This window comes from Streptomyces sp. NPDC002640, from assembly GCF_053592575.1.
The window spans coordinates 23,787-45,676 of record NZ_JBSFVZ010000031.1; the positions used below are offsets into that span (position 1 = coordinate 23,787).

At 72.2% G+C, this 21,890-nt stretch carries 24 protein-coding genes and 1 tRNA gene; 12 read left to right on the forward strand and 13 right to left on the reverse strand.

Annotated features, from left to right (window positions below; all coding sequences use genetic code 11):
• The first annotated feature begins 197 nt into the window (after nt 1-197).
• The 3 genes from galU to ACWD3O_RS30420 all read left to right on the forward strand — a co-directional run bounded on the left by galU (nt 198) and on the right by ACWD3O_RS30420 (nt 2,477).
• A complete protein-coding gene (gene galU / locus ACWD3O_RS30410) occupies nt 198-1,106 on the forward strand; it encodes a UTP--glucose-1-phosphate uridylyltransferase GalU (protein WP_451418120.1) in 909 nt (302 codons plus the stop codon).
• Nucleotides 1,107-1,198: 92 nt separating this feature from the next.
• Nucleotides 1,199-1,690, forward strand: a complete 492-nt coding sequence (locus ACWD3O_RS30415; RefSeq protein WP_451411206.1) for an SRPBCC family protein — start codon at nt 1,199-1,201, stop codon at nt 1,688-1,690.
• Nucleotides 1,691-1,868: 178 nt separating this feature from the next.
• Complete coding sequence (locus tag ACWD3O_RS30420; RefSeq protein ID WP_451418121.1) at nt 1,869-2,477, forward strand: hypothetical protein; 609 nt, start codon at nt 1,869-1,871, stop codon at nt 2,475-2,477.
• Here ACWD3O_RS30420 and ACWD3O_RS30425 read toward each other — a convergent pair.
• The 3 genes from ACWD3O_RS30425 to bcp all read right to left on the reverse strand — a co-directional run bounded on the left by ACWD3O_RS30425 (nt 2,474) and on the right by bcp (nt 4,403).
• On the reverse strand, nt 2,474-3,004 hold the full coding sequence (locus ACWD3O_RS30425; RefSeq protein WP_451418122.1) for a DUF2267 domain-containing protein: 531 nt from the start codon (nt 3,002-3,004) through the stop codon (nt 2,474-2,476). The two genes, ACWD3O_RS30420 and ACWD3O_RS30425, sit on opposite strands and share 4 nt — an antisense overlap.
• Nucleotides 3,005-3,290: 286 nt before the next feature.
• Complete coding sequence (locus ACWD3O_RS30430; protein WP_451411209.1) at nt 3,291-3,731, reverse strand: Hsp20/alpha crystallin family protein; 441 nt, start codon at nt 3,729-3,731, stop codon at nt 3,291-3,293.
• 204 nt (nt 3,732-3,935) lie between these two features.
• Nucleotides 3,936-4,403: a thioredoxin-dependent thiol peroxidase gene (bcp, locus tag ACWD3O_RS30435; RefSeq protein ID WP_451411210.1), complete on the reverse strand. Its 468-nt coding sequence runs from the start codon at nt 4,401-4,403 to the stop codon at nt 3,936-3,938.
• A 161-nt stretch (nt 4,404-4,564) separates the two neighbouring features.
• Here bcp and ACWD3O_RS30440 point away from each other — a divergent pair, with 161 nt between their 5' ends.
• Nucleotides 4,565-4,891, forward strand: a complete 327-nt coding sequence (locus ACWD3O_RS30440; protein ID WP_451411211.1) for a DUF3618 domain-containing protein — start codon at nt 4,565-4,567, stop codon at nt 4,889-4,891.
• Between the two features lie 125 nt (nt 4,892-5,016).
• Nucleotides 5,017-5,319: a GroES family chaperonin gene (locus ACWD3O_RS30445; RefSeq protein ID WP_356134424.1), complete on the forward strand. Its 303-nt coding sequence runs from the start codon at nt 5,017-5,019 to the stop codon at nt 5,317-5,319.
• Nucleotides 5,320-5,404: 85 nt separating this feature from the next.
• Here the strand turns inward: ACWD3O_RS30445 and ACWD3O_RS30450 are convergent, their stop codons facing one another.
• Nucleotides 5,405-7,918: a transglycosylase domain-containing protein gene (locus tag ACWD3O_RS30450; protein WP_451418123.1), complete on the reverse strand. Its 2,514-nt coding sequence runs from the start codon at nt 7,916-7,918 to the stop codon at nt 5,405-5,407.
• A 128-nt stretch (nt 7,919-8,046) separates the two neighbouring features.
• On the opposite strand from ACWD3O_RS30450, the gene ACWD3O_RS30455 reads away from it, so the two are divergent.
• Complete coding sequence (locus ACWD3O_RS30455; protein WP_451418124.1) at nt 8,047-8,778, forward strand: DUF1707 SHOCT-like domain-containing protein; 732 nt, start codon at nt 8,047-8,049, stop codon at nt 8,776-8,778.
• Nucleotides 8,779-8,868: 90 nt separating this feature from the next.
• Here ACWD3O_RS30455 and ACWD3O_RS30460 read toward each other — a convergent pair whose 3' ends face one another.
• Together ACWD3O_RS30460 and ACWD3O_RS30465 are read right to left on the reverse strand one after the other, a co-directional pair.
• Nucleotides 8,869-10,377 (reverse strand): MFS transporter, encoded by a 1,509-nt coding sequence (locus ACWD3O_RS30460; RefSeq protein ID WP_451418125.1) that lies wholly within the window; start codon nt 10,375-10,377, stop codon nt 8,869-8,871.
• 64 nt (nt 10,378-10,441) lie between these two features.
• Nucleotides 10,442-11,893 (reverse strand): DUF445 domain-containing protein, encoded by a 1,452-nt coding sequence (locus ACWD3O_RS30465; RefSeq protein WP_451418126.1) that lies wholly within the window; start codon nt 11,891-11,893, stop codon nt 10,442-10,444.
• 194 nt (nt 11,894-12,087) lie between these two features.
• On the opposite strand from ACWD3O_RS30465, the gene ACWD3O_RS30470 reads away from it, so the two are divergent.
• From ACWD3O_RS30470 to ACWD3O_RS30485, 4 genes are all read left to right on the forward strand, one after another.
• Nucleotides 12,088-13,404 (forward strand): SGNH/GDSL hydrolase family protein, encoded by a 1,317-nt coding sequence (locus tag ACWD3O_RS30470; RefSeq protein WP_451418127.1) that lies wholly within the window; start codon nt 12,088-12,090, stop codon nt 13,402-13,404.
• A gap of 101 nt (nt 13,405-13,505) precedes the next feature.
• Nucleotides 13,506-14,159 (forward strand): HNH endonuclease signature motif containing protein, encoded by a 654-nt coding sequence (locus ACWD3O_RS30475; RefSeq protein WP_451418147.1) that lies wholly within the window; start codon nt 13,506-13,508, stop codon nt 14,157-14,159.
• 211 nt (nt 14,160-14,370) lie between these two features.
• Nucleotides 14,371-14,811 carry an HNH endonuclease signature motif containing protein gene (locus ACWD3O_RS30480; protein ID WP_451418128.1) on the forward strand — a complete coding sequence of 147 codons (441 nt, stop codon included), beginning with the start codon at nt 14,371-14,373 and terminating at the stop codon, nt 14,809-14,811.
• 35 nt (nt 14,812-14,846) lie between these two features.
• Nucleotides 14,847-14,931 (forward strand) — tRNA-Leu (locus ACWD3O_RS30485).
• A 57-nt stretch (nt 14,932-14,988) separates the two neighbouring features.
• On the opposite strand, the gene rdgB is transcribed toward ACWD3O_RS30485, so the two are convergent.
• Nucleotides 14,989-15,591 (reverse strand): RdgB/HAM1 family non-canonical purine NTP pyrophosphatase, encoded by a 603-nt coding sequence (gene rdgB / locus ACWD3O_RS30490; RefSeq protein ID WP_451411217.1) that lies wholly within the window; start codon nt 15,589-15,591, stop codon nt 14,989-14,991.
• 288 nt (nt 15,592-15,879) lie between these two features.
• On the opposite strand from rdgB, the gene rph reads away from it, so the two are divergent.
• Together rph and ACWD3O_RS30500 are read left to right on the forward strand one after the other, a co-directional pair.
• Nucleotides 15,880-16,611: a ribonuclease PH gene (gene rph, locus ACWD3O_RS30495; RefSeq protein ID WP_356134268.1), complete on the forward strand. Its 732-nt coding sequence runs from the start codon at nt 15,880-15,882 to the stop codon at nt 16,609-16,611.
• A 119-nt stretch (nt 16,612-16,730) separates the two neighbouring features.
• Nucleotides 16,731-17,129, forward strand: coding sequence for a hypothetical protein (locus ACWD3O_RS30500; RefSeq protein WP_451411218.1), 399 nt, complete (start codon nt 16,731-16,733; stop codon nt 17,127-17,129).
• A gap of 86 nt (nt 17,130-17,215) precedes the next feature.
• Here the strand turns inward: ACWD3O_RS30500 and ACWD3O_RS30505 are convergent, their stop codons facing one another.
• From ACWD3O_RS30505 to ACWD3O_RS30530, 6 genes are all read right to left on the reverse strand, one after another.
• Nucleotides 17,216-17,968, reverse strand: a complete 753-nt coding sequence (locus ACWD3O_RS30505; protein WP_451411219.1) for an MBL fold metallo-hydrolase — start codon at nt 17,966-17,968, stop codon at nt 17,216-17,218.
• A gap of 247 nt (nt 17,969-18,215) precedes the next feature.
• The gene (locus ACWD3O_RS30510) at nt 18,216-19,166 is read right to left on the reverse strand and encodes a PLP-dependent cysteine synthase family protein (protein ID WP_451411220.1); all 951 of its coding nucleotides are present in this window, start codon (nt 19,164-19,166) and stop codon (nt 18,216-18,218) included.
• Between the two features lie 20 nt (nt 19,167-19,186).
• Nucleotides 19,187-19,465: a MoaD/ThiS family protein gene (locus tag ACWD3O_RS30515; RefSeq protein WP_356134261.1), complete on the reverse strand. Its 279-nt coding sequence runs from the start codon at nt 19,463-19,465 to the stop codon at nt 19,187-19,189.
• A 126-nt stretch (nt 19,466-19,591) separates the two neighbouring features.
• Nucleotides 19,592-19,693, reverse strand: a complete 102-nt coding sequence (locus ACWD3O_RS30520) for a putative leader peptide (RefSeq protein ID WP_356134259.1) — start codon at nt 19,691-19,693, stop codon at nt 19,592-19,594.
• A gap of 117 nt (nt 19,694-19,810) precedes the next feature.
• Complete coding sequence (locus ACWD3O_RS30525; protein WP_451411221.1) at nt 19,811-20,242, reverse strand: Mov34/MPN/PAD-1 family protein; 432 nt, start codon at nt 20,240-20,242, stop codon at nt 19,811-19,813.
• Between the two features lie 106 nt (nt 20,243-20,348).
• Entirely contained in the window at nt 20,349-21,800 is a 1,452-nt protein-coding gene (locus tag ACWD3O_RS30530; RefSeq protein ID WP_451418129.1) for an amino acid permease, read from the reverse strand.
• Nucleotides 21,801-21,890: the final 90 nt, after the last annotated feature.

Sequence of the window (21,890 nt, forward strand, 5' to 3'; positions counted from 1 at the left end):
ACCCCGCGAGATGGTGTTCCTCCCGTACCCGTCGGAGGATGGCCCTGTATCCCGTCCCCGCCGACCGGCGACCTCCCGCCGGGACGGCGGACGCCGCGGCCTGCCGGACCGTACCGTCCGGCACGCCGTACACCCCATCCGCCGCGGGCGCCCCGAACCGGGGGGCCGGCCCCACCCATCGAGGACCCACTGCACCCATGACACCCACCATCACCAAGGCGGTCGTCCCGGCGGCCGGACTCGGCACGCGGTTCCTTCCGGCCACCAAGGCGACGCCCAAGGAGATGCTCCCGGTCGTCGACAAGCCGGCCATCCAGTACGTCGTCGAGGAGGCCGTCGCCGCGGGTCTCGACGACGTCCTGATGATCACCGGCCGCAACAAGCGGCCGCTGGAGGACCACTTCGACCGCAACTACGAGCTGGAGTCGGCCCTGCAGCGCAAGGGCGACGCCGACCGGCTCGCCCGCGTGCAGGAGTCCACCGACCTCGCCACCATCCACTACGTCCGCCAGGGCGACCCCCGGGGCCTGGGCCACGCCGTCCTCTGCGCCGCCCCGCACGTCGGCGCGGAACCCTTCGCCGTGCTCCTCGGCGACGACCTCATCGACCCGCGCGACCCGCTGCTCTCCCGCATGATCGACGTGCGGGCGGAGCACGGCGGCAGCGTGGTGGCCCTCATGGAGGTCGACCCCGCCCAGATCCACCTCTACGGCTGCGCCGCCGTCGAGGCCACCGCGGAGGACGACGTCGTCAAGGTCACCGGCCTGGTCGAGAAGCCGGCGGCGGGGAACGCGCCCTCCGCCTACGCCGTCATCGGCCGGTACGTCCTCGACCCGGGCATCTTCGACGTGCTGCGCCGCACCGAGCCCGGCCGCGGCGGCGAGATCCAGCTCACCGACGCCCTGCAGACGCAGGCCCAGGACGAGCAGGTGTGCGGCCCGGTGTACGGCGTCGTCTTCAAGGGCCGCCGCTACGACACCGGCGACCGGGGCGACTACCTGCGGGCCATCGTCCGGATGGCAAGCGAGCGCGAAGACCTCGGGCCGGAGTTCCGCACCTGGCTCCGCGCGTTCGTGCGCGACGAGATGGGCTCCGACGCCGGCTGACGCCGGACCCGTGATCGAGTGGCGGGGGCGCGGGCGCGGCGTTTTGCTGGGAGGAGCAGGACATCCGCGCCCGCGCCGAAGGACTGGACACCATGACCGTCACCAGCGTCAACGAGGACTTCGACCAGCTGGAACTGACCCTGGTCGCCGATTTCGACGCTCCCGTCGAGCGGGTCTGGCAACTGTGGGCCGACCCGCGCAAGCTGGAACGCTGGTGGGGACCGCCGTCCTACCCCGCCACCGTCGACGCCTTCGACCTCACCCCCGGCGGAACCGTCAGCTACCGCATGACCGGCCCCGAGGGGGATCAGCCGCACGGCTGGTGGCGGATCGAATCGGTCGCCCCGCCGACCCACCTGGAGTTCACCGACGGGTTCGCCGACGACCGGGGCGAGCCGCTCGACGACTCCCCCACGATCGGCATCCAGGTCACCCTCACCCGCAGCGGCACCGCCGGAACCGGCACCCACATGGAGCTCTCCTCCACGTTCCGCAACCAGGAGGAGATGCACCAGATGTCGGACATGGGCATGGCCGAGGGCATGCGGGAGGCGGCCCAGCAGATGGACCACCTCCTCGCCTGAGACGGGGCGGAGGTGACGAAGGGGACGGGGCGGGGCGGGGAGCCACCCCGCCGCCGTCCCGCGATCCCCGCGTACGCCCGGCGCCCGCCGGAAGGCATGATGGACTCCACAGGCGAAGCAGTGGTGTCGGCCGCCGGGAAGCGGCCCGCGGCATAGGGCATCGGGCATCGGGGGAGGCATGGACGGACCGGAGCGGCACGCGCCGCGCAAGGCCATCCGGCTGACCCCTGCCCTCTTCAAGAGCGCTGGGACCGCTCCGGTGACGCTCACCGAGCGGACGCCGAGCGCGCCCACCGGGCAACGGGGCGTGCTGCGCATGACGCTGCGCCCCGCCGAGGGGCTGTCCGGCGCGGGCGTCGGCGTCGGCTGCCTGGTGCGCACCCGCGACGGGCGCACCGCCGCGGTGCGCTCCGCCCGCACCGCGGGCGACCCCGCGCAGGCCGGCGCCCTCGACGCGTGGCCGTACGTGGCCGTCGCCGACGACGGCGCGCTGGACGTCGCGCTGGAGCGGGGGGACCGCTTCGAGCGGCTGCTCTTCTACGTCGACGTCGCCCAGGGCGCCGCCGACTTCCGCGATCCCCCCGCCGAGGCCGCCTTCACCGCCGGTCCCGGCCGGAGCTGGCGCGTCCCGCTGGACTCCGCCGCCTCTCCCGCCGGCGCCTGCGCGGTGGCCCTGCTGCTTCCGGGCCCCCAGGGGCTGGAGCTGCGCCGCGAGGTCCGGTGGTACCGGCCCCGGTGGCGCACCTCCTACCGACGCGTACTGGCCCGCGACTACCAGTTCTGCTAGGCCGCGCGGTGCAGTTCGGCCTGGCCGAACAACAGGGCGTAACCGGAGGGGAGTTGGGCGAGGAGCCGCTGGGTCAGGTCGTCCCCGATCAGCCCGGGCAGCACGCCGAGGACCGAGGTGGTGTCCCAACGCGCCGTGGCATGGGTGGCGTTGGGCAGTCGACGGGCCAACTCGTTGACGAACTCGGCCGCCGCGAGGGGTTGGTTGGCGGGCACCTGCGCGGCGACGACACGCGCCGCCTCCTCGGGCAGCGCCCGCGCCAGGTCGACACGCTCGTCGCCGACCACGTGCTCGCCGAGCGCCGCGAGCACCGCGCGGGTCACCCGCTCGGCCTGCTCCTCGGTCGGGTAGAGCCCGGCCTCACGGACCGTGGCGACCAGGTCGGCCCAGGAGGGCCCGGACACCGCGTCGGCCGTCACCCCCTCACGGGGCTCGGGCACGGCGGGGGTGGTGGGTACGGAGGGGGTGGTGACGGCGGTGACGGCGGTGGCGGTGGTGGCGTCACTCGGGATCATGGGAATGGTCAAGGGGACTGCTCCTCTTCAGTTCCCGTCAGGTTGACTGCCGGGCCGGGCGGCGGCCTGTCCCGGCCCGGTAGTGCCGCCCGTATGCCCGCCTTCGCGACATGTACGCCTCCGTGTACGGCACGTGCAGGCCCTGCGGAGACGCCAGGCGGCAGGCACCGGGCGGCAGTTGCCGGACGGGGGGCGCCGGACGACGGGCCTCGAACGGCGGCACGGGGACGGCGGACGGCTGACGGCGGACGGCTGACGGCGGACGGCAGGCGTCGGGCGTCGGGCGTCGGGCGGAAGGTCAGCGACTGAGCGCCTTGCGGCCGCCGTCGCCGCCGCCTCCTGCGATCCGGATCTTCCGCGGCTTGGCGTGGTCGGCCACGGGGATCCGCAGGGTGAGGACCCCGGCCTCGCAGGACGCGTCGATCCGCTCGGTGTCCAGCGTGTCGCCCAGGAACAACTGCCGGCTGAACGCGCCGGCCGGGCGCTCGGCGAGGACCGCCTCGGCGCCTTCCGGCATCGGGGCGCGGCGCTCGGCGCGGATGGTGAGGACGTTGCGCTCGACGTCCAGGTCGATGGTCTCCGGGTCGACGCCGGGCAGGTCCACGTGGACGAGCAGGTCGTCGCCGACGCGGTAGGCGTCCATCGGCAGCGCGGCGGGGCGGGACAGCACGTTCGGGTTCCCGAGGACCTGCTGGGTCAGGCGGTCGATCTCGCGGAACGGGTCGGTACGCATGAGCATCACGAGTCACTCCCTTCGTGGGACAGGGTTCGGGTGCGATGCCCTTACGCGTTCTTATATAGCTCCGGTCCGGAAAATTGACAACCCTCGACTCAACTCTGACGCGGCCCGAGGCCCGCCCGCACCCCCACCCACGCCCCCGGACACGACGAAGCCCGCGGTCGGCGGCCGGTGCCGCCGCCCGCGGGCAGGAGAAGCGCGCGGTCAGACCCCGAGATCGCGGATGATCTTGGCGACGTGCCCGGTGGCCTTGACGTTGTACAGCGCCCGCTCGACCTTGCCCTCGGCGTCGACCACCACGGTGGAGCGGATGACCCCGACCACCGTCTTGCCGTACAGCTTCTTCTCCCCGAACGCCCCGTACGCCTCCAGCACCTTCTTGTCCGGGTCGGCGAGGAGCGTCACCTTCAGCGACTCCTTGTCCCGGAACTTCGCCAGCTTCTCCGGCTTGTCGGGCGAGATGCCGACCACGTCGTAGCCCGCGCCCGCCAGCAGCTCCAGGTTGTCGGTGAAGTCGCACGCCTGCTTGGTGCAGCCGGGGGTCAGCGCCGCCGGGTAGAAGTAGACGATGACCTTGCGGCCCGCGTAGTCGGCCAGCGAGACCTCCTTCCCGTCGGCGTCGGGGAGGGTGAAGGCGGGGGCGGAGTCGCCGGGCTGGAGTCGCTCGGACATCGGGTCGTGCTCCTTGGGTAGCTGGTAAGCGGTGGTGGGCGCGTACGAGCGTAACCGGGGGCTTGACGGTGCGCGTCCGCCCCGAGCTGACAGACTGGTGCCCAGCACCACGGAACGGCTCGTACGGACATCCGACGGCGACAGAGCACGGAGGCGGCACGGTGGCGGACACCTCGGACACCAGGACACCGGCGCAGATCAAGGCGGACATCGAGCGCCGGCGCGCACTGCTGGCCGAGACCCTGGAGGAGATCGGGGTGCGGATGCACCCCCGGACCGTGGTCGACGACGCGAAGGCCAAGGCCCGCGGCCAGGTCGACCAGACCCTCGGGCGGGCCTACGTGGGCGTCAACCGCGCCCTGACCGGCGTGCGGGGACGTTTCGTCGACGAGGAGGGCTCGCCGAGGGTGAACCGGATCGTTCCGGTCGCGCTGGTGGCCGTCGGCGTCGTCGGCCTGCTGGTGCTGAACAGCCGGCGCCGCCGCTGACCCGGCGGCCGGCGGCCGCGACTCCCCACCCGATCGGGCGACCGGGGCGGACGGCCAGGTAGGTTCACCTCGTGAGCGTCAAGAGAACTGTGAGCGACACCCAGCACGACAAGCTCCCCATCCGGATGCTGCACGACCGCGTGCTGGTGCGTCAGGAGAACGCGGAAGGCGAACGCCGCTCCGGCGGCGGCATCCTCATCCCCGCCACGGCGGCCGTCGGCCGGCGCCTGGCATGGGCGGAGGTCGTCGCGGTGGGGCAGAACGTCCGCACCGTCGAGCCGGGTGACCGCGTCCTCTTCGACCCGGAGGACCGGGCCGAGGTCGAGGTCCGCGGCATGACGTACGTGCTGATGCGCGAACGCGACCTCCACGCGGTGGCCGCGGACCGCTTCGAGGGCACGGAGGACACCACGGGCCTGTACCTCTGACCCGGGGAACCTCCGACCGAGCACCGAGAGGGGCCGGTGACCGCACCCGCGGTCACCGGCCCCTCTCGCGTGCCTCACACGCCCGTCACGCCCCCTGCCGGGGCCACGGGTGCTGCTCGTACGGCGGGGCGAGACCGGGCACCACCGGGTGGTGCGGACGGTGTTCGCCCGGTGGCAGGCCCTGCCCCGGGTGCGCCCCGGGGAACGTGTCGCCGGGGGCGTCGTCCGAGCCGGGCCCGGGGTGCGCGCCTGGCGACGGGGTGACCGCCCCGCCGCCCGCGCCGGAGGCCGGTTCGCCGCCCGCACCCCCGGCCGGACCACCCTCGGAGGACCTGCCGTCCTCCGAGGACCCGGAGGAGTCCGAGGAGTCCGACGAGTCGGAGGAGTCCGTGCCGTCCTCGTCCCCCGCGTCCCCCGCGTCCCCGGCGTCCCCGGCGTCCCAGGGGCCCTCCGACGGCGACGCGGACGCCGACGCCCCGTCGCTCGGCACCGCGTACGGCAGCTTCAGGTTGCCGCTGCCCGAACGGACCTCGAGGTCGAAGGCGCTCGCCTTCTTCCCCTTCGACGCGTCCTTGACGAAGGCCGCCCACACCTCGGCGGGCGCGCCGCCGCCGTTGATCCGGCCCAGCCCCATCGCCCCGTACAGCGGCTTGTGCGCGGCCGTCTCCGGGTCCTGGCCCATCACCGAGACCACGGCGACCAGGTCGGGCGTGTACCCCGCGAACCAGGCCGCGGTGTCCTCCTCCGCCGTGCCGGTCTTGCCGGCGGCCGGCCGTCCCGCCCCCAGCGCGGCGGTGGCGGTGCCGCCGGAGACCACGCCCCGCAGCACCGAGGTGGTGGTGTCGGCCGCCACCCGGCTGACGGCCTGCGTGGACTCGCGCTCCGGCAGGGAGACCGTCTCCGACCCGTTGCGGGTGATCTTCTCGATCAGCGTGTACGGCCGGTGCCTGCCGTGGTCCGCGAGCGTCGCGTAGGCCTGCGCCATGTCCAGCACGCTCGCGGTGGCGGTGCCCAGCGCGATCGACGGGGAGGCCACCATGTCGGGCGTGCCCTCCGGGAGTCCGAGCTTCACCGCCGTCCGCTGCACCCGGTCGGGGCCCACGTCGACCGCCATCTGGGCGTACACCGCGTTGACGGACTTGTCGGTGGCCTCGCTGACCGAGATCTCGCCGTAGCTCTTGTCGTCCTCGTTCTCGGGCGTGTACCGCGCCCCCGGCCAGCCCTGCACGGCCCGCTTGCTGGTGCCGTCGTACATGGTCTGCGGGGTGATGGGCCGCCCGTCGTGGGTGCGGGCGCCCTGATCCAGGGCGGTGGCCAGCACGAACGGCTTGAAGGTGGAGCCGACCTGGAAGTCCCGGCGGGTGGCGTTGTTGGTGTACTGCTTCACGTAGTCGGTGCCGCCGTACATGGCGACCACCTTGCCCGTGCGCGGATCGATCGCCGCGGCACCCGCCCGGACGTTCTTGTCCGCGTCCCGGGCGTCGGGCTCCAGGTTGTCCATCACCTCCTCCTCGACCGCGCCCACCAGCGCGTCCTGGGCCGGCTTGCGGAGCGTGGTCCAGATCCGGTAGCCGCCGCCGTCGAGGTCGGCCTCCTCGAGGATGCCGTGGTCCGCCAGGTACGCCTTCACGGCGTTGACGACGTATCCCCGCTGCCCGGAGAGCGCGGTGTTCACCCGGTTGGGCCGGGGCGCCGGAAACGTGAGCGCGGCCCGCTCCTTCGGCGTCAGCCAGCCCTCCTTCACCATGCCGTCCAGCACGTAGTTCCAGCGGACCAGGGCCTTCTTCCGGTTCTCCGGGTAGGCGTCCACGTCGTAGGCGTTCGGGGAGTTGAGCAGCGCGGCCAGGTAGGCGCCCTGGGCGGCGTCCAGCTCGGAGGCGTCGATGCCGTAGTACGCCTGGGCGGCGGCCTGGATGCCGTAGGTGTTCCGGCCGAAGTAGCTGGTGTTCAGGTAGCCCTGGAGGATCTCGTCCTTGCTCTTCTCCCGGTCCAGCTTGATCGCGATGAAGAACTCCTTGGCCTTGCGGGTGAGCGTCTGCTCCTGGCCCAGGTAGTAGTTCTTGACGTACTGCTGGGTGATCGTCGAACCCGACTGGCGTCCCTTGCCGGTGACGGTGTTCCAGGCGCCGCGGACCATCGCCTGCGGGTCGACCCCGGAACCGTCGTAGAAGTCGCGGTCCTCGGCCGCCAGCACGGCGTGCCGCGCGTCCTCGGACACCTGGGACAGCTCGACGCTCTCCCGGTTGACGTCGCCGTCGCGGGCGAGGCGGGAGCCGTCCGCGTAGAGGAAGACGTTGCTCTGCATGGTGGCCAGGGCGTTGGCCCGGGGGATCTTCACCAGGAAGTAGCCGGCCGTCAGCGCGCCCGCGCAGACCAGGATCACGGCGACCAGGCCCAGCAGGGTGAACCGCCAGGTGGGGAGGGCGCGGCGCCAGCCCGTGCGCGGCTCGGCGGGGGCGGTCGCGGGGTGCTCACCACGGCTCCCGCCGCGGTGTTCACCGGGGTGCTCGCCGGGGTGCCGGCCGCCCTCGGGGCCCGGGGCGGAGGCGGCCGGACGCCGCCATCCCTGGAACGGCTCTTTCCTGCGGTGGTTCTTCATCGCGCGCTCCGGCTCCCGTTCTCCGCGTTCCGCCGATACCCCATGTGCCCACTATGTACCGGTATGACTGGATCGCGCCCGCAGGGTTGGTCTGTGTCGGGGCGGCGGGAACTCGTATGCTGCGCGCCATGGCCGACGCGTCGAACGAGCGGGACCAGCGGAACGAGGCAGCGTGGGGGGAACCACGGCGGGAACCACGGGAGGTGCCGCTGCCCGAACTCCGGGCGGGGGACGCGGACCGCGAACGGGTCGCCGACCGCCTGCGGGACGCCCTCGCGGAGGGGCGGCTCGACATGGACGAGTTCCAGGAACGGCTGGACGTCGTGTACCGGGCCAAGACGTACGGCGAACTGGAGCCGGTCACCCGTGACCTGCCCGCGCCGGGGGTCGACCCGGGCGCGACGCCGGTCTCCATGACGAAGCGGAACGCCTCCGGCGCGGAGGTCGACTGGTCCGCGCGGATCGTGCGCGGCGGAGCTTCCTCCGACTGGGGGGTCGCGCTGCTCTCCGGCTTCCAGCGGGTCGGGAACTGGGTCGCGCCACGGCGGTTCAACGCGGTGGCGGTCATGGGCGGCGGGCTGATCGACCTCCGCGACGCGTACTTCGGGGGGCCGGAGATCGTCGTCAACTGCGTCGCGGTGATGGGCGGCATCGAGGTCCTCGTCCCGCCCGGCGTCGAGGTCGTGATGCGGGGCACGGGCCTGATGGGCGGCTTCGACCACGAGAACCGCGGCGACGCGACGCCGCCCGCGCCGGACGCCCCGCGCGTGGTCGTCACCGGCCTCGCCTTCTGGGGCGGCGTAGGCGTCCGCACGAAGCGCCCCAAGCCCCCCAAGAAACGCCGCCGCCCCTCCTCCTGACCCGCACGTACCGGAACGCCCCCGCGGGGGCCGGGCGCCCGGTGCGGCGCCTGGCCCCCGCGGGGGCGCGGAGGGAGGGGAAGGGAGGGGTCAGCGGGCCGTGGCGTCGGCCGTCGGGGGGCGCGGGGGCGTCACGGAGGACAGCGGCGTCGCGATGTCCTCCAGACTCCGCCGCTCCGCCTTGACCGCGAGGAACACCGCGACCAGCCCCGCCGCGCACATCAGCGCCGCGCCGATCCGGAACGCCAGCACCGTCTCCGAGATGACCCCCGACTCGGTCAGGTCGGCGAAGATCAGCGGGCCCGCGATACCGCCGGCCGCCGTACCGACCGCGTAGAAGAACGCGATCGCCATCGCCCGCGTCTCCATCGGGAAGATCTCCGACACCGTCAGGTACGCGCTGCTCGCACCGGCCGACGCGAAGAACAGCACCACGCACCAGCACGCCGTCAGCGTCGTCGCCGTCAGCACCTCCTGCCCGAACAGCCACGCCGTCACGAACAGCAGGATGCCGGAGAGCAGGTACGTCGACGAGATCATGATCCGCCGCCCGACCGTGTCGAACAGCTTGCCCAGCAGCAGCGGGCCGAGGAAGTTGCCGGCCGCGATCACCGCGAAGTAGTACCCGGTGCTGCCGACCGGAACGTCGAAGAACTTGGTGAGGATCGCGCCGAAGCCGAAGGTGATCGCGTTGTAGAGGAACGCCTGCCCGATGAAGAGGGCCAGCCCCAGCACCGTGCGCCGCGGGTACTTGGTGAAGACCGTCTTGGCGATCAGTCCGAAGCCGATGGACTTCCGCTGGTGGATGGTGATCTGTCCGGCCGGGGGCGGAAGTTTCTCCCCCCGTTCCTTCTCGATCTCCCGCTCCACCTCGGAGACGAGTTTCTCCGCCTTGTCCCCCTGCCCGTGGATGAACTGCCACCGTGGGCTCTCCGGAACGTTCCGCCGCACCAGCAGGATGACCAGGCCCAGCACCACGCCGAGCGCGAAGGTGAGCCGCCAGCCGACGTTCGCGGCGAAGATGTCGGTGTCCAGCATCACGATGGACAGCAGCGCGCCGCCGATGGCGCCGAGCCAGTAGCTGCCGTTGATGATGAGATCGACCCGGCCCCGGTACTCCGAGGGGATGAGTTCGTCGATGGCGGAGTTGATGGCCGCGTACTCGCCGCCGATGCCGAACCCGGTGAGGAAGCGGAAGAGGAAGAACCACCAGACGTCGAACGACAGCGCGGTCAGCGCGGTCGCGCCCAGGTAGACCGCCAGGGTGGTGATGAAGAGCTTCTTGCGCCCGAACTTGTCGGTGAGCCACCCGAAGAACAGGGCGCCCGCACACGCGCCCGCCACGTACAGCGCCGCCGCCATACCGGTGACCTGGGCCGAGCTGATGGGCAGTCCACTGCCCTCCTCGGCCAGCCGGCCGGCGATGTTGCCGACCGTGGTGACCTCGAGGCCGTCCAGGATCCACACCGTGCCCAGGCCGATGACGATCATCCAGTGCCAGCGGGACCAGGGCAGTCTGTCCAGCCGGGCCGGCACCGACGTGGTGACGGTGCCTGTCTCCTCCGGGACCGAGGGCTCGGGTTTCGCGGAAACGGCCATCGCTTGGTCTCCCTCTCCAGTGAGCGAGCGGCGGTCCCCCTCCCTGTTGCCCCGCCCCCTACGGCTATGCCCCCAGCATGCGGGAAACGGTGTGGATCAGCAGCCCGGCGAGCGAGCCCACCACCGTGCCGTTGATCCGGATGAACTGGAGATCGCGGCCGATGTGCGCCTCGATCTTGCGGGTCGTGTGCTCGGCGTCCCAGCCCGCCACCGTGTCCGTGATCAGCGCCGTGATCTCGCCCCGGTAGGTGGTGACCACGTACGTCACCGCCCCCTCGACCCAGCGATCGACCTTCTCCTGGAGCCGCCGGTCGGCCTTCAGCCGGGCACCCAGCGACAGCAGCGCCGCCCGCACCCGCAGCCTCAGCCGGCTCTGCTCGTCCTCCGACGCCTCCACCATCATCCGGCGCACCGCCGACCAGGCCGAGGCGATCAGGTCCTGCACCTCGTCCCGGTTCAGCACCTCCGACTTCAGCCGCTCCACCCGCGCCCGCGTCTCGGTGTCCGACTGCAGGTCAAGGGCGAAATCGCCGAGGAAACGGTCGAGCGCGTCCCGCGCCGGATGCGTCGGCATGTCCCGCATCTCGGTGACGAACCGCAGCAGCTCCTTGTAGACCCGCTCCCCCACCTTCCGGTCCACGAACCGGGGGGTCCAGCCCGGCGCGCCGCCCTGCACGGCGTTCATCACGGCGTCGCCGTGCAGCACCAGCCAGTCGTGCGCCCGCACCACCACCAGGTCCACGGTCCGCCGGTGCCCGTGCTCCGCGACGACCCGCTGCAGCGTCCGGCCGAGCACCGGCGCGATCTCCGACGCCTCCGCCCTCCGGGTGATGGCCTCCCCCACCACGTCCTGCACGTCGCGGTCCTTCAGCACCGTCAGCGCGCCCCGCAGCGCTGTCGCCAGTTCGGCGGTCACCCGATCGGCGTGCTCCGGTTCCGCCAGCCAGGTTCCCAGCCGGTTCCCGATGCCCACGGCCCGCAGCCGGGTCCGCACCACGTCCGCCGACAGGAAGTTCTCCCCGACGAACTCCCCCAGCGACGTCCCCAGCTGGTCCTTCTTGGTCGGGATGATCGCGGTGTGCGGGATCGGCAGCCCCAGCGGGTGCCGGAACAGCGCCGTCACCGCGAACCAGTCGGCCAGCGCGCCCACCATGCCCGCCTCCGCGGCCGCCGCCACGTACCCCGCCCAGGCGCCCGCGCCCCGGTGCTCCGCCCAGGTGGCCAGCGCGTAGACCACCGCCACCGCCACCAGCAGGCCGGTGGCCAGTGCCTTCATCCGACGGACCCCCCGCTGACGCTCCTCGTCGGCGAGGGTGAAACCATCTGTTCGACGTGCGGCCGAACGGGGGACGCCGCGATTGCCGCCCCCGGGCGGGCGGGCATGCTCGCCTCGCCCCGCACCGTCACCCCCGACACCGCCGACGCCGCCGGTGTCACCCCTGTCACCGGTGTCACCCGTGGTGCCGGTATCAGCGGTGCCGGCGGGGTACCCGCCGTTGTCGTCCTGTCGTCCCATTCGTCGCCCGTCCACCTGTGTCACATGCCCCGTCAGGAAAGAAACGTCCCTTCTGACCGACTCCGGGAACGGAAGAAACGTTCCCGGCGTCTGTTCACGAGGACGCCCGGGAAGCCGCCGGGGATGTCCAGCACTTCTTGCCGTTCCGAACTTCTTGCCGTTCCGATTTCACGTCCCGAGGAGCCGAGCCCCGCATGACCAGGCGTCACGCTTGCGCCCTGCTGGCGGCCTTCACCGCCCTGATAATCGCCGTCAGCGCCGGCATATACGTCGCGGCACGCCAGGCGAGTGCCCGCGCCGAGGCCCGGGACACCGACCTGTCCGCCGGCCGCGCGCCCCACAACCCGGCCGCCCCGGCCTCCACCGGCACCTGGGTCGGCAGCTGGGCCGCCGCGCCCTCCGGCGCCGAGCCGGGCACCGAACTGACGGGGATCGCCGGACGGTCCGTCCGCAACGTCGTGCACACCAGCGCCGGCGGTACCGCCGCACGGGTGACCCTCTCCAACCACTACGGCCGCCAGCCGCTCCTCGTCACCTCCGCCTCGGTCGCCGTCGCCGCCCGGGACGACAGCGCCGAGGCCGCGGCCGGCACCCTGCGCCCGCTGACCTTCTCCGGCGGCCGCACCGTGACCGTCCCGCCCGGCGGGCAGGTGGTCAGCGACGCGGTGGCCCTGCGGGTGCCCGCCGACAGCGACCTGCTGATCACCACCTACTCCCCCACCCCCTCCGGCCCGGTCACCTACCACCGGCAGGCCCGGCAGACCTCCTACCTCGCCACCGGCGACCACGTCCTCGACCCGCAGGGCGCCGCCTACACCGACCGCTCGACGTACTGGCGCTACGTCACCGCCCTCGACGTCCTCAGCAAGGACGCGCGCGGCACCGTCGTGGTCATCGGCGACTCCCTCACCGACGGCGTCACCTCCACCCCCGACAGCGACCGGCGCTGGACCGACGTCCTCGCCGACCGCCTGAACCACCGCTACGGCGTCGCCAACGCCGGCATCAGCGGCAACCAGCTCCTCACCGACGGCTACGGCCGGCCCGCCGACAGCCCCAGCGGCCTCGGCCGCTTCCAGCGGGACGCGCTGTCACGGCCCAACACCAAGGTGATCGTCGTGGCGCTCGGCATCAACGACATCCTCCGCGACCCCGACGGCACTCCCGACCCGGCCGCCCTCACCGAGGGCATGCGCGCGCTGGTGGCCCGCGCGCACGCGCGGAACATCCCCGTGGTCGGCGCGACCCTCATGCCGTTCCAGGGCCACATCGGCTACGACGGCATCCGGGAGACCGCCCGTCAGGCCGTCAACGCGGAGATCCGCGGCGGCGGCGTCTTCGACGCGGTCCTCGACTTCGACAAGGCCCTGCGCGACCCCTACGCCCCCCAGCGCCTCGCCGAACAGTTCGACTCCGGCGACCACCTCCACCTCAACGACGCCGGCTACCGCCGCATGGCCCAGCACTTCGACCTCTCCACCCTCGACCCGGACCACACGGCACGACTCTGACGGCACCGCGGCCTTCGCCCGTCGGGCGTAACCGTCCGACAACCGGTTCGTTGATCCGTGCGAACGCCGCGCACACGCGCGGCCGGACCGGAGGCGAGCCCATGCCGGTGGCCCGGATCAGCGACGAGGCCCTGCGGGAGGCCGCCCGCGCGTCGCGGACACTGACGGAGGCGTTGGAGCGGCTGGGGGTGGAGCCGCGCGGCGGAAGCCGGAACTACCTGCGCGCCCGCATGCGCCAACGGGGGATCGACACCTCGCACTTCGACCGGGAGGTGAAGTGGTCGAGGGATGTCCTGCAGGAAGCCGTGTCCGCGTCGCGCACCATGGCCGAGGTTCTGCTGCGGCTCGGGCTCGACCGGGTGGGCGGCAACCACACATACATCAGCCGCCGCCTGCGCCTGTACGGCATCGACACCTCCCACCTCGACCGCTCCTCGCACCGCCCGGCGCGAGTACCGGGGCAGCGGCACCCCGACTGGCCGTTGGTGCTGCAGGAGCCGCAGGTGGCGCGCAGGATCGACAGCGGCAAACTGCGCAAGGCGATGAAGGCCGCCGGCACACCGGAGCATTGCGCCGCCTGCGGGAATCCCGGCGCCTGGGAGGGAGAGCCGCTCAAGCTGGAGGTGGACCACGTCAACGGCGACTGGCGCGACAACCGGCTGCGGAACCTCCGCTTCCTCTGCCCCAACTGCCACGCGACCACGGACACCTACCGGGGTCGTGCACGAGGCAGGGGGAGGACGTCCGCAGGATGACGACAGCGACCCTGTACACGCGAGCCAGGCTGGCCGAGGCCGCCAAACGCTGCGCCGGCATGGACGAGGTCATCGCTCTCCTCGCCCCGCGGCCCACTCGAATCTCGGGCGTTACCTCAAGAGACGCTTCGCCCACTTCGGCATCGACATCTCGCACTTCACGGATCGTCGGCACGTCGTGCGGACCGCCCCGGCGGGGTTGGCGACTGCGGTGGACGGGTCGGCCTCCCGTGCGGAACTGCTGCGCCGTCTCGGCCTGCCCGACACCACCACCACGCGCCGACGGCTGCGCACCTGGCTCGAGGAGGCGGGGCTGTCCACCGCCCATTTCCTGGGGGAGGCTCACCGGAGAGGCCGGCCGGGGACGACGAATCCGAAGCTGAGCGCCGAGGAGATCCTCGTCCTCCACGACCGCGGCTACCGGACGAAGACCTATCTGCTGCGTCGCGCGCTTGCGGAGATCGGTGTCCCTGAGAGATGCGCCCGGTGCGGCACGGGGCCCGAGTGGCGGGGCAAGCCCATGACCCTGGAAGTCGACCACGTCAACGGGGACCGGCTCGACGACCGCCGGGAGAACCTGCGGCTCCTGTGCCCGAACTGTCACGCCTTGACCGCCACATGGTGCCGGGGGCCTGTGCGACAACGGTCCTAGTCAAGCCTCTGCCAACAGGTACCATGAGCTGCCACGCGGCCGTGGCGAAATTGGCAATACGCGCGGCGTTTAGGTCGCCGTGGGCGAAAGCCCGTGTGGGTTCGAGTCCCACCGGCCGCACAGGGTGAACGGCCCGCGCACCGGAACGCTTCGGTGCGCGGGCCGTTCCGCGTTTCCTCAGCCCAGCAGTTCCCGTACCACCGGCGCGAGCTCCCGGAAGGCCTTGCCGCGGTGGCTGATGGCGTTCTTCTCGTCGGCGGTCAGCTCCGCGCAGGTGCGGGTCTCGCCAAGGGGCTGGAGGACCGGGTCGTAGCCGAAGCCGCCCGAGCCCGCCGGGGCGAAGCGCAGGGTGCCCTCGAGACGGCCCTCGACGACGCGTTCGGTGCCGTCGGGGAGCGCGAGGGCGGCGGCGCAGGCGAAGTGGGCGGCCCGGTGCTCCTCGGCGATGTCGGAGAGCTGCGCGAGGAGCAGGTCCAGGTTGGCGCGGTCGTCGCCGTGCCGGCCGGCCCAGCGCGCGGAGAAGATGCCGGGGGCGCCGTTCAGGACGTCGACGCACAGGCCCGAGTCGTCGGCGACGGCGGGCAGACCGGTCGCCCGCGCCAGCGCGTGCGCCTTGAGCAGCGCGTTCTCGGCGAAGGTGACGCCGGTCTCCTTGACGTCGGGGACCTCGGGGAACTCCTCGGCGCCGACGAGTTCGTGCGCGAGCCCCGCCTCGGCGAGGATGGCGCGGAGTTCGGTGATCTTCCCGGCGTTGCGGGTGGCGAGAACGATGCGGGTCATGGGGTCCAGTATCGTCGCCGGCCGTCCGGGCCAGGGTCGTGGGGCGGCTAGGGCCTGTCCGGCGGATCTTGCCGTTCTAGCTGCCGGGTTCCTTTGTCACTGCCCTGAGCGGGGGCTGGTGCGTGCGGCTGCAAGGCGGAGGAGGGAGGCGACGCGGAGCGTCGTCGAGTGACGACAACGCCGAAGGGGGCACCGCCCTGCTCGAGCGAAGCCGAGAGCTTGGGGGAGTGCGTGCCAGCCCCCGCGACCCACGTGCAAGGTCCGCCGGACAGGCCCTAGGCTCGGGGCATGTCTCGTATCGACGGCCGTACCCCCGACCAGCTCCGCCCGGTGACCATCGAGCGGGGGTGGAGCAAGCACGCGGAGGGCTCCGTCCTCGTCTCCTTCGGCGACACCAAGGTGTTCTGCACCGCCTCGGTGAACGAGGGCGTGCCGCGCTGGCGCAAGGGCAGCGGCGAGGGCTGGGTCACCGCGGAGTACTCGATGCTGCCGCGCGCCACGAACACCCGTGGCGACCGGGAGGCGGTCAAGGGCCGCATCGGCGGCCGGACGCACGAGATCAGCCGGCTGATCGGCCGTTCGCTGCGCGCGGTGATCGACTACAAGGCGCTGGGCGAGAACACGATCGTGCTGGACTGCGACGTGCTGCAGGCCGACGGCGGCACCCGGACCGCGGCGATCACCGGCGCGTACGTGGCGCTGGCGGACGCGGTGTCCTGGGCGCAGGGGAAGAAGCTGGTGAAGGCCGGGCGGCAGCCGCTGACCGGCACGGTGTCGGCGGTGTCGGTGGGCATCGTGGCCGGGGTCCCGCTGCTGGACCTCTGCTACGAGGAGGACGTGCGCGCCGAGACGGACATGAACGTGGTGTGCACCGGCGACGGCCGTTTCGTCGAGGTGCAGGGCACCGCGGAGGCCGAGCCGTTCGCCCGGGAGGAGCTGAACGCGCTGCTGGACCTGGCGGTGGCGGGTTGCGGCGACTTGGCGGCGGCCCAGCGGGCGGCGCTGGAGGCCACCCTCTGAATCACCCTCCCGGGTGACCCGGGACGGAACTTCGGCGTGCCGTCGTGCGTCCTGACTGGTGGGGACGTACGGCGGCCGTCGTGCGTCGCGGCCCCCACGAAACAGGAGGACCGGTTTCCATGTCTGTTCCGGCGGCTCGTGCCGCGAAGAGGGTTCCCGTGGCGGTGGCCGCGGTGGCGGTGGCGGCTCTGCTGACCACCGGCTGCGACGCGGTGTCCACCGCGCTGGACTGCGCGCGGACGGCCACGGCCATAGCCGACAGCGTCGCCGAGCTCCAGCAGGCGGTGGACGCGGCGGCCAACGACCCGACGCAGCTCGAGGAGTCGCTGGCGTCGATCGACCGGAACCTGGACGAGCTCGGCGACTCCACGGGTGACGCCGACGTCGGCAAGGCGGTCGACGACCTGCGGGCCGGGGTGGACCAGGTGCAGAAGTCGGTCGAGGCCGGGGACGCGACGCCCGACGTCTCACCGATCACCGACGCCTCCGCCGAGCTGACCAAGGTCTGCACGCCCTGACGCGCTGACGCCCTGACCGGCACAGGCACGGGCACGGCGGCGCGGCTGTGACCGCGTGACCGCGTGACCGCTCGCGGCGGCGGGGCTCAGATCTCGTAGACCGCGCCGGCCTTGGCCAGCTCGACCGGCCCGGGGTAGGCGGCCGCGGCGGCGGCAAGGTTGGCCTGCGGGTCGGTCCAGGGCGCGATGTGCGTGAGGACCAGCCGGCGGGCCCCGGCGCGGGCTGCGGCCTCGCCGGCCTGGCTGCCGCTGAGGTGGAGGTCGGGGATCTCGTCCCGGCCGTCGATGAACGCGGCCTCGCAGAGGAAGAGGTCGGTGTCCCGGGCCAGTTCCTCCAGCGCGGGGAACGGCCCGGTGTCGCCGGAGTAGGTGAGCGACCTGCCGTCGTGCTCCACGCGGATGCCGTACGCCTCGACGGGGTGCGCCATCAGCTCGGTGTGCACGGTGAAGGGGCCGATCTCGAAGGTGCCGGGCTTGACCGTGTGGAAGTCGAACACCTCGCTCATCGAGCTGGCCGAGGGCGTGTCGGCGTGCGCGGTGGTCAGGTGGTGCTCGGTGCCCTCGGGGCCGAAGACCGGGAGGGGTTCGCAGCGGCCTCCGTCGGGCCGGTAGTACCGGACCACGAAGTAGGCGCACATGTCGATGCAGTGGTCGGCGTGGAGGTGGCTGAGGAAGATCGCGTCCAGGTCGTACAGGCCGATGTGACGCTGCAGCTCGCCGAGGGCGCCGTTGCCCATGTCGAGGAGCAGCCGGAAGCCGTCGGCCTCGACGAGGTAGCTCGAGCAGGCCGATTCCTTGGAGGGGAACGACCCCGAGCAGCCGACGACGGTGAGCTTCATGGAGCGGGAACCTCCGTTGGCGGGCGGTGGGACGACGGGGCTCGTGCGGTCCGTCGAGACTAAGCCGCCGGGAGGCCCAAGGCTCCTCGCCGAGGCGCCGTTGTGGGGGAACTCACCTGCCTTGTCACCGGTTCGGCTGGTCGTGGGGCGCAAGGGGCGCATGGGGAGCGCACGACAGCGGCCGGCGCCCCCGCGAGGGGTGCGCCGGCCGCCGTGGACGGTGCGTGTGCGGTGGTGGCCCGCCGGGTCAGGCCCAGAGCTGGCCCTGCAGCGTCGCGACCGCCTCCTCGGTGGTGGCGGCGGTGTAGACGCCGGTGGACAGGTACTTCCAGCCGCCGTCCGCGACCACGAAGACGATGTCCGCGTCCTCGCCGGCCTTGACCGCCTTCCTGCCGACGCCGATGGCGGCGTGCAGGGCGGCGCCGGTGGAAATGCCCGCGAAGATGCCCTCGAACTGGAGCAGCTCCCGGGTGCGCACCACGGCGTCCTCGGAGCCCACCGAGAAGCGGGTGGTCAGCACGGAGGCGTCGTACAGCTCGGGGACGAAGCCCTCGTCGAGGTTGCGCAGGCCGTAGACCAGGTCGTCGTAGCGCGGCTCGGCGGCGACGATCCGGACGTCGGGCTTCTGCTCGCGCAGGTACCGGCCGACGCCCATCAGGGTGCCGGTGGTGCCGAGGCCCGCGACGAAGTGGGTGATGGAGGGGAGGTCGGTGAGGATCTCCGGGCCGGTGGTGGCGTAGTGGGCGCCCGCGTTGTCGGCGTTGCCGTACTGGTAGAGCATCACCCAGTCCGGGTGCTGCCCGGCGAGTTCCTTGGCCATCCGCACGGCGGTGTTGGAGCCGCCCGCGGCGGGGCTGGGGATGATCTCGGCGCCCCACATGCCCAGCAGGTCACGGCGCTCCTGCGAGGTGTTCTCCGGCATGACGCACACCATGCGGTAGCCCTTGAGCTTGGCCGCCATGGCGAGCGAGATGCCGGTGTTGCCGGAGGTGGGCTCCAGGATGGTGCAGCCGGGGGTGAGACGGCCGTCCTTCTCGGCCTGCTCGATCATGTGGAGCGCGGGGCGGTCCTTGATCGAGCCGGTCGGGTTGCGGTCCTCCAGCTTCGCCCAGATCCGGACGTTCTCGGACGGGGACAGCCGCGGCAGGCGCACCAGGGGGGTGTTGCCGACCGCGGCGATCGGGGAGTCGTAGCGCATGTCGCCTTCGACCCGGCCGCTCAGACCATTCCGCCGGCCACGGCCGGGAGGATGGTGACGTTGTCGCCGTCGGAGAGCTTGGTGTCGATGCCGTCCAGGAAGCGGACGTCCTCGTCGTTGAGGTAGACGTTCACGAAGCGGCGGAGCTGGTCGCCGTCCACGATGCGCGCCTGGATGCCCGGGTGGCGGGACTCGAGGTCCGTGATGAGGGCGCCGAGGGTGTCACCGGCGCCCTCGACGGCCTTCTGCCCGTCGGTGTACTGGCGGAGGATGGTGGGGATGCGGACCTCGATGGCCATGTCAGGGCTCCTGTCGGTGGTGGTGCGGCGGGGTGGCGGTGCGGTGGGCTCCGGCCGGTGGCGCGGGGCGGAGCGGCGGCCCGGGCAGGCCGGGCCGCCCGGCCGCCCGTGGACGGCCACGCGCGGTCAGCGCGGACAGAGGGCGCTGTTCAGGCGGCACAGGTCGACGTGCAGCCGCGCCACGAGCAGAGTGCCCGGCGTCTTCTCGCTCACGTCGTGGGAAACCATGCGGTCATCGTATCGATTCCCGGGGTCCGTACGGACAGGGCGTCTCGGCCTGTGGATGGCCCGCCCGGCATGCGGACACGGCCCGCATGCCGGGACACTTCCGCACGGTTCCGCAGGTCAGGCGGCCGGGTAGGCGTCGACGACCTGGACGGGCTCCTCGGTGACCTCGCCCTCGACGATGCGGAACGACCGGAACTGGAAGTCCCCGAGGCCGTCGGCGTCGGCCGTGGAGACCAGGACGTAGTGGGCGCCGGGTTCGTTGGCGTAGGAGATGTCGGTGCGCGACGGGTAGGCCTCGGTGGCCGTGTGGGAGTGGTAGATCACGACCGGTTCCTCGTCGCGGTCGTCCATCTCCCGGTAGAGCTTCAGCAGGTCCTGGCTGTCGAACTCGTAGAAGGTGGGCGAGCGGGCCGCGTTCAGCATGGGGATGAAGCGCTCGGGCCGGCCGGAACCCACCGGCCCGGCGACGACGCCGCACGCCTCGTCGGGGTGGTCCCGGCGGGCGTGCTCGACGATCTGGTCCACGAGGGCCTGGGTGATGGTCAGCATGGCGGCAGGATATGTCGTACCGGTACGCCGACGGCCCCGCCCTCTCGCTTGGCGAGACGGCGGGGCCGGGATGCGGGACGGACGGGTCGGTCCGGACGGGGTCGGGTCAGCCGACCTTGTCCGGCGTGACGTCGCGGCGCTGAGTGACCTCGGGCGAGCGGGTCTTCAGGACCAGCCAGCCGATGCCGAGCGCGACGGCCCAGCCGGCCATCACGTAGAGGCAGATCCGGGCGTTGGAGTCCAGCGCGATCATCACGGTCACCATCAGCAGGAAGGCGATGGCGATCCAGCTGCAGACCGAGCCGCCCGGGGCCGGGAAGGACGAGGCGGGGACACGGCCGGCGACGACGGCGCGGCGGTAGAGCACGTGGCTGATGCAGATCATCAGCCAGGTCCAGATGCCGGCCGCGGTGGCGACGGAGGTGACGTAGCCGAAGGCCTTCTCCGGGACGACGTAGTTCAGGACCACGCCGATGCCCATCAGCAGCACCGAGACGCCGATGCCGACGGCCGGCGTCTTGGTGGAGGACAGCCTGGTGAAGACCTTGGGGGCCTCGCCGTTGTCCGCCAGGGTGCGCAGCATGCGGCCGGTGGAGTACATGCCGGAGTTGCAGGAGGACAGGGCGGCGGTGAGCACCACGAAGTTGACGATGGCCGCGCCGGCCGGGATGCCGATCTTGGCGAAGGCGGCGACGAACGGGCTCACGTCGGGCGCGAACTCGGTCCACTTGACCACGCACAGGATGACGGTCAGGGCGCCGACGTAGAAGAGGGCGATGCGCCAGGGCAGGGTGTTGATCGCCTTGGGCAGGGTCTTCTCGGGGTTCTCCGACTCGCCGGCGGTGACGCCGACCAGCTCGACCGCCAGGTAGGCGAACATGACGCCCTGGAGGGTCATCAGCGACGAGCCGATGCCGTTGGGGAAGAAGCCGTCGAAGGCCCAGAGGTTGGACACGTGGGCGGTGTCACCGGCGGCGCTGAAGCCGAAGGTCAGCACGCCGAGGCCGATCACGATCATGCCGATGATGGCGGTGACCTTGACCATGGAGAACCAGAACTCGATCTCGCCGAAGAGCTTGACGGAGATCAGGTTGGCGCCGAAGAGGACGACCAGGAAGACCAGTGCGGAGACCCACTGCGGGATCTCCGGGAACCAGTAGTGGATGTAGATGGCGGCGGCCGTGAGCTCGGCCATGCCGGTGACCACCCACATCAGCCAGTAGGTCCAGCCGGTGAAGTAACCGGCGAACGGGCCGACGAACTCGCGGGAGTACTCCGCGAAGGAGCCCGAGACGGGGCGGTAGAGCAGGAGCTCGCCGAGCGCCCGCATGATGAAGAAGATGATCACGCCGGCGAGGGCGTACATCAGGATCAGGGAGGGGCCGGCCTTGGCGATGTTCGCCCCGGCTCCCAGGAACAGGCCGACGCCGATGGCGCCGCCGATGGCGATCATCTGGACCTGACGGCTGCCGAGCCCTCGCTCGTACCCCTCCTCGGGGGCGTCGCCGCGCACGGCCTCACTGCCGTCGTGGTTGCTCGCGACCTGCGATGAGGTCATGGTGGTGCGCCTTTCTCCAAAGCACCGGCCCGCCGCGCGTCGTCGTCGACGCGATGCCGGGGCCGGGTGGTACCGCGCCCCGTGGGGGCG